Origin of the sequence: Undibacterium sp. RuRC25W (genome assembly GCF_049339825.1) — a bacterium.
Classification (GTDB): domain Bacteria; phylum Pseudomonadota; class Gammaproteobacteria; order Burkholderiales; family Burkholderiaceae_D; genus Undibacterium.
On sequence record NZ_JBMPPD010000043.1, the window covers coordinates 23,901 to 30,762 of the forward strand.

At 47.5% G+C, this 6,862-nt stretch carries 7 protein-coding genes and 1 tRNA gene; 6 read left to right on the forward strand and 2 right to left on the reverse strand.

The annotated features are described in order from the left end of the window. Positions 1 to 49 precede the first annotated feature (49 nt). The gene (gene mutM / locus ACO0KV_RS16440) at positions 50 to 871 is read right to left on the reverse strand and encodes a bifunctional DNA-formamidopyrimidine glycosylase/DNA-(apurinic or apyrimidinic site) lyase (RefSeq protein ID WP_423043944.1); all 822 of its coding nucleotides are present in this window, start codon (positions 869 to 871) and stop codon (positions 50 to 52) included. Positions 872 to 1,303: 432 nt separating this feature from the next. Here mutM and ACO0KV_RS16445 point away from each other — a divergent pair, with 432 nt between their 5' ends. The 6 genes from ACO0KV_RS16445 (at position 1,304) to ACO0KV_RS16470 (ending at position 6,692) form a co-directional block, all read left to right on the forward strand. Beyond that, positions 1,304 to 3,151, forward strand: coding sequence for a tetratricopeptide repeat protein (locus ACO0KV_RS16445; protein ID WP_423043946.1), 1,848 nt, complete (start codon positions 1,304 to 1,306; stop codon positions 3,149 to 3,151). 122 nt (positions 3,152 to 3,273) lie between these two features. Next, on the forward strand, positions 3,274 to 3,894 hold the full coding sequence (locus ACO0KV_RS16450; RefSeq protein ID WP_423043948.1) for a lipoprotein insertase outer membrane protein LolB: 621 nt from the start codon (positions 3,274 to 3,276) through the stop codon (positions 3,892 to 3,894). A gap of 18 nt (positions 3,895 to 3,912) precedes the next feature. Then, positions 3,913 to 4,767, forward strand: coding sequence for a 4-(cytidine 5'-diphospho)-2-C-methyl-D-erythritol kinase (gene ispE / locus ACO0KV_RS16455; protein WP_423043950.1), 855 nt, complete (start codon positions 3,913 to 3,915; stop codon positions 4,765 to 4,767). Positions 4,768 to 4,835: 68 nt separating this feature from the next. Beyond that, positions 4,836 to 4,912: transfer RNA gene (locus ACO0KV_RS16460), tRNA-Gln, on the forward strand. 119 nt (positions 4,913 to 5,031) lie between these two features. Continuing rightward, positions 5,032 to 5,994 (forward strand): ribose-phosphate pyrophosphokinase, encoded by a 963-nt coding sequence (locus ACO0KV_RS16465; RefSeq protein ID WP_423022195.1) that lies wholly within the window; start codon positions 5,032 to 5,034, stop codon positions 5,992 to 5,994. A gap of 110 nt (positions 5,995 to 6,104) precedes the next feature. Then, a complete protein-coding gene (locus ACO0KV_RS16470; RefSeq protein ID WP_423043952.1) occupies positions 6,105 to 6,692 on the forward strand; it encodes a 50S ribosomal protein L25/general stress protein Ctc in 588 nt (195 codons plus the stop codon). A gap of 80 nt (positions 6,693 to 6,772) precedes the next feature. Here the strand turns inward: ACO0KV_RS16470 and ACO0KV_RS16475 are convergent. Continuing rightward, the coding region (locus ACO0KV_RS16475) for an IS3 family transposase (protein WP_423042293.1) at positions 6,773 to 6,862 on the reverse strand (90 nt) is incomplete at its 5' end.

Sequence of the window (6,862 nt, forward strand, 5' to 3'; positions counted from 1 at the left end):
AATACGCACAAAACGCTCTTGTTGCAGGTTTTCAGACAACAAATACAGCCTATTTCTGGCAAAATACACAATAAAAGCTACTTCTTTGACCTTGTAGGATTTTGCGTATTGGTCTTGAACAAATTCTGCATGGTGCACCTTCGCGGTCATAAACAAAGTAATTTTGCTGGAAGTAGCCGCTTTGACCGTTCACGTTCAGAAAATCTTTCAGAGTACTACCCCCTTGTTCAATAGCGGCGGCCAACGTCTCCCGAATCGCAGTTGCCAACAACTGGTATCTGGCCAAACTAATACGTCGCGCTTGGGTCTTAGGGTTGATGCGGGCTTTAAACAGGCTCTCAGACGCATAGATATTGCCAACACCAACCACAATGTCGCCCGCCAGCAGAACTTGCTTGATCGGCGCACTGCGGGTGCGGGTTTGTGCAAACAGCACATCGGCAGAAAAACCATCCTCGAGAGGCTCAACACCCAACTGACGCAACAAAAGGTGCTGTTCAATATCGCCATCCTCGACAGCATGCCACAATACCGCGCCGAATCGTCGTGGATCTGTCATTCTCAGACTTTGATCCCCCAGCACAATATCAATATGATCGTGCTTTGCAACTGGGGTAATGCGAGGCAATACCCGTAAATGCCCGGACATGCCGAGATGAATCAATACTGTACCGTGAGCAAAATTCAATAACAGATACTTGCCGCGCCGACCAGTCGACAACATCGTTTGCCCACGAAGAAGTGCTGGTAAATCAGCCGGAAACGGCCATCTTAATCCATCACGACGCATAATCACGTCAGTGACAATACGTCCTTTGACGTGCGGATCGACACCGCGTCGGGTAACTTCAACTTCTGGTAATTCTGGCATAGTAAGGAACTTTAAAAATAAAAGCTGTTCTAATTTCGCAGAGATGCAGCCGCAGTGATAGCAATCTGATGAAAAAACAGATCCAGAACCGCAGCTAAAGGCAACGCCCCTACGATTCATGTATGCTAATTACATCGGTTGCACATCGTTGATGATAAGACCAATGTGTCTATAAAATAGCGTAAGCTTTACAATTTGACACAAGAGGTGTCCTTCTCGTCATCAATAATACAATAGGAGTCAGGCACAATTAATCCGGTAAGGGATCGCGATGAATATGAGGTAAATGCATCTAGATACCCATTTTCAAGCTATCTTGCTACTGATTCGGTTTTGTATCGGTTCTTATTAAAAATAAGCGCTTGGCAAAAACATACACTATCTAAATACTTCGGCGTAAAATCAGCCATCACCGCACATTTCGGATTCGTCTTGAAAACTATTTCTGCTTCTGTCACTACCACTATTGTAACCGCACTGAAACCGGCGGTTTTTTTCACCTGTGCTGCGCTACTTTCCGCTTGTACCAGTCTTGGTGGCGGCGCTCAGCAGCCAGTTGCTGACACCAGCCATGCCAACGATGCTGCGCAAGCTGCATTAGCCGCAGACAAAGACCTGAATGGCACCGCCCAGTCGGTCATCGAAAACAAAGAAAAGTTGCCGAACACAGCGCTCACTGAAGAGCTCTTTTACAAAATCGTAACTGCTGAGATTGCGTATCAACGTGGTAATTGGCAAGCAGCCTACGTGACCCTCCTGACAACAGCGCAACAAACGCGCGACCCCCGTCTGGCCAGACGCGCAGCAGAGATCGCTCTAAGCGTTAAACAAGCAGGCGAAGCACTGGGTGCCATCCGTCTTTGGCGCGAACTGGCACCGGATTCAAATGAGGCAACACAGTACTACCTTGGCTTTATGGTCATGAACAATAACTTATCTGAAATTCGTAATGTTTTTTCAGATAAGTTAGCCGCGTCAGAAGGCAAACAAACTGCGGTTATCATGTTACAGGCACAGCGTTTGCTGTCACGTGCGCGTGACAAAAGTGCAGCGTTTGACGTCCTCGAAGAATTATTGACGCCATACAAAGCAATGCCAGAGGCACATCTTGCGCTAGCACAAGGCGCCTATACCATGGGTGATAATCAGCGTGCGATCACAGAAGCAAAAATAATGCTTGCTGCGCATCCAGACTCGCAATTAGCGATCCTCACGGTTGCTCAGGCATCGTCGCAAACAGACGCAGCAAGCGCTCTGTCTGCGTTTATTGCAAAAAATCCTAGCGCTCGCGACATTCGACTGGCCTATGCCAGCATCCTCATCGATCTAAAACAAGTCGATAAAGCACAACAAGAATTTCAATTGATCCTGCATGATGACCCAACCGACGTCAACTCGATGTACACGCTTGGGGTCTTGGCCTTGGGTAAAAACCAGTTACAACGGGCGGAAGAATATTTCCTGCGCTACCTGAAAACACTAGACGAAAAATCTGAAGACCGCGACGCTACGTCTGTCTATATCAATCTGGCGGGCATTTCGATTGAGCGGAAAGACTATAAAACTGCTCAGGAATGGTTAGCGAAAGTTCAGTCCTACGAAGGACGCAATCCAAGCTGGTTCAACGTGCAATTACGGCGTGCCGGATTATTGGCCCGAGAAAAAAATACCGAAGAGGCGATTAATTTTCTGCATGAACTAAAACCTACTGCCGATACTGAGCAGATTCAAGTCGTCCAAACTGAAGCACAGCTTTTACGCGAGGCATCATTACCAGAGCGCGCAGAAAAAGTATTGCAAGAAGGACTCACTGCGCATCCGGACAGTCCAGACATCAACTACGATTATGCGATGCTCCTCGAATCGCAAGATCGGGTTTTACAAATGGAAACCTTGTTACGCAAAGTCATCGAACTGGCACCAAATAGCCAACATGCCTACAACGCATTGGGTTATTCATTCGCCGATCGCAATGTAAAACTAGATGAAGCATTGACACTCATTGAAAAAGCAAACCAGCTGGCACCAAACGATCCTTTTATTCTCGATAGTCTTGGCTGGGTAAAATTCCGCCTTGAAAAATTCGACGACGCAGAAACTTTATTGCGACAGGCATACGCATTGAGACCAGATGCCGATATTGCCGTCCACTTGGGCGAAGTCCTATGGCGCGCAGGGCACAAGGACCAAGCAATCAAACTTTGGCGTGAAGCACGTGTCAAAGACCCTGACAATACGTCTTTAAAAAATACCTTAAAGCGCTTAGAAGTGCGTTTATAGGCGCAATGAGGCCGGCACCTTTCTAGACGCCATCGCTCAGTTGCAATCCAGAATCACCTGCGTCTACCAACAAAGACCGCCGCGGGTTATTCCGTTGCACACCAATCGGAACCAGCAAAAAAATGATGCACAGATACAGTCGCACTTTCACGCTTGTCGCTAGCACGCTCACGATGTTGTTATGCAGCGCATGCAGCTCGCTTGACATGCCGCAACAATCGGCTGCCACCCAAGTCGCTGCATTGAGCCCCCGTATTTATCAGAAATCCATTCAACTCAGTGGAAAAATATCGGTTCGTTACGAAAAAAATGGTAAGCCAGAGCAATTGCCAGGCAGCTTCGAGTGGGACCAGAATGGATCAAACCTGCATATCACGCTGTTGTCACCACTTGGGCAGACGGTAGCGCGGATTACGCAAGACGAACAGAGGGCAATTCTGGAACAAGATGGTCAAGCGCCAAGATACGCGCAAAATCTCAATCAGCTGCTTCAAGACCACCTAGGATGGGCACTTCCCGTTGCTGGCATGCGCGACTGGTTACAAGGGTTCACCCTGCAAGCTGATGGCACACGTCAGGCACTCAGTCGTATTGATCAACAGCTTGATAGCGATGGCTGGACGCTGCGTTACGTCAGTTGGCAACAAGATGTCGATCTGCCAAAACGCATCGAATTAAGCCGTTACACGACAGAAGTCGGCAATGTCAGTATCAGTATTTTCATTCAGGCTCCAAATACCTAAAAGCAATCAGATATCATCATGAAGCAAACCCGCATCCTTTGTCAGGCACCGGCCAAACTCAATCTATTCCTGCACGTCACTGGCCGCCGAGCAGATGGCTACCACTTACTTCAAACGGCGTTTCAATTGATTGACCGCAGCGATATGCTGGAAATCGACGTCCGCCAAGATAATCACATCATACGCACCAACGATATCCCAGACGTGCCTGCAGAATCAGATCTGATCGTCCGCGCTGCCCGTTTATTGCAACGACATACCGACTGCCAGTTGGGTGCCAATCTGACCTTACGTAAAATTCTCCCTATGGGTGGCGGGCTCGGTGGCGGCTCCTCTGACGCGGCGTCGACCCTAATTGCACTAAATCATTTATGGCAAACCGGTCTGAGTAAAATAGAATTGATGCAACTGGGCTTACAACTAGGCGCCGACGTCCCATTTTTTATTTTTGGTGAAAATGCATTTGCTCAAGGCGTGGGTGAAGAATTACATGCTATCCAGACACCAAAATGCTGGTTTGTCGTCATAGAACCGGGTGTTCACGTACCGACGCCGATAATATTTTCGGCAAAGGAGTTGACAAGAGACACGAAGCCCGTCAGAATAGCGGACTTTTCCAGCACTGCTGAAATGTTCTGGAAAAATGATCTGCAAACAGTTGCCTGCGCACTGTTTCCTGAGGTTGACGAAGCGGTAAGATGGCTGTCACAATTCGGAAACGCGAAGATGACGGGTTCTGGTGCTTGTGTTTTTTGTGCTTTTGCTGACGAATCAGCAGCTGACAAAGTGATACAACAAATACCTGAACGCTGGACATCATGGAAAGCAAAAGCGCTGAATCGCCATCCGATGGCAGATTTAATGCAGAAATAAAAATTTGGTCTGATGCCGATTTGCCGTTAAAATAGCGACAATTCTGGACGACAGACAAACGGTTGTGTAGGGGAATCGCCAAGCTGGTTAAGGCACCGGATTTTGATTCCGGCATGCGAAGGTTCGAATCCTTCTTCCCCTGCCATTAAATTAAAGCCGCCGCATAGATTGTGCGGCGGCTTTTTCAGTTTTTATCTTTGACTAATTTGCAAAAAGCTATGCAAATTAGTCAAATCCTCAAAAATTCAGCCGATAGGTCCCGCCATGGCAAACGCGCGCGCAAATGACAATATGATGGTCTTCACTGGTAACGCTAATCCTGCATTAGCAGCCGGTGTCGCCAAACAACTGGGCATTCCTCTCGGTAAAGCAGATGTTTCCAAGTTCTCCGACGGTGAAGTCATGGTCGAGATTAACGAAAATGTCCGCGGTAAAGATGTCTTCGTTTTGCAATCCACATGTGCACCAACTAATGACAACCTGATGGAAATCATGTTGATGGTTGATGCATTAAAACGTGCTTCTGCAGGTCGTATTACAGCAGCAATTCCTTATTTTGGCTACGCTCGCCAAGATCGCCGTCCACGTTCTGCACGTGTTGCGATCTCTGCAAAAGTCGTTGCCAATATGTTGGAAGAGGCTGGTGTTGACCGCGTACTGATTATGGATCTGCATGCAGATCAGATTCAGGGTTTCTTTGATATCCCTGTTGATAACATCTACGCATCACCAATTCTGCTTGGCGATCTGGTTGCAAAAAATTATGACGATTTATTAGTCGTTTCTCCTGACGTTGGTGGCGTTGTTCGCGCCCGCGCTCTGGCAAAACGTCTGGGCTGCGACTTGGCAATTATCGACAAACGCCGTCCTAAAGCCAATGTATCTGAAGTCATGAACATCATTGGCGAAGTTGAAGGTCGCAACTGTGTAATCATGGACGACATGGTTGATACAGCAGGCACATTGACTAAAGCCGCAGAAGTATTGAAAGAACGTGGCGCCAAGAAAGTATTGGCCTACTGTACACATCCAGTATTGTCTGGACCTGCGATTGCCCGTATTACACAATCGCCGCTGGATGAATTGGTCGTCACAGACACCATTCCATTGTCTGAAGCAGCAAGAGCCTGTTCCAAGATTCGTCAATTATCTTGCGACAGCTTATTGGCAGAGACGTTCCGACGCATTACTAAGGGCGAATCTGTCATCTCCTTGTTCACAGACTAAAACAAGTTTCTGCGCCCTCACTGACTTCGTTAGTGTGGGCGTTTTTATGTGTCCCTGGTCGCGGGGATACAAAACCGCAAGTTAATTCTTGCACATTTTGGAGTAACACCATGAAAGTTATCGCATTTGCACGCAAAGAACAGGGGACCGGAGCGAGCCGCCGCCTGCGTATTGCTGGCCAAACACCTGGCATCATCTACGGTGGCCCTGAAGCCCCCGTATCCATTTCCTTGGATCACAATGCGTTGTACCACGCATTGAAAAAAGAAGCGTTCCACTCTTCTATCCTGGATCTGGAAGTTGACGGTAAAGTAGAAAAAGTTCTGTTGCGCGACTTCCAAGTCCACGCATACAAACAATTAGTATTGCACGCTGATTTCCAACGCGTTGATCCTAACCAAAAAATCCACGTTAAAGTGCCTCTGCACTTCGTGAACGCTGATGTATCCCCTGCTGTTAAATTGCACGCTGCTGTTATCAGCCACGTTGCAGTTGAACTGGACATCTCTTGCTTGCCAGCAGATTTGCCAGAATTCGTTGAAGTTGACCTGTCCAAACTGGACGCTGGTCAATCTATCCACGTATCTGGTCTGGTATTGCCAAAAGGCGTTACAGCAGTTGTACACGGTGATGACGCGACTGTTGCTATCGCTACAGTGCCAGCTGGTGCCGTATCCGCTGAATCTGACGCAAAATAATTACTATTTACGTCTGCTTCCGGGCAAAAACAAAAAAGCCACCTTCTGAACTGACCCCATTTAGTTGGACAGTTTAATTGCTATGCTACTAAGGGCTGATTTCTGTATTGCACAGGACTCAGCCCTTTTAATTTCATTTTGATGCGGTCATGATTATAGTATCGAATATA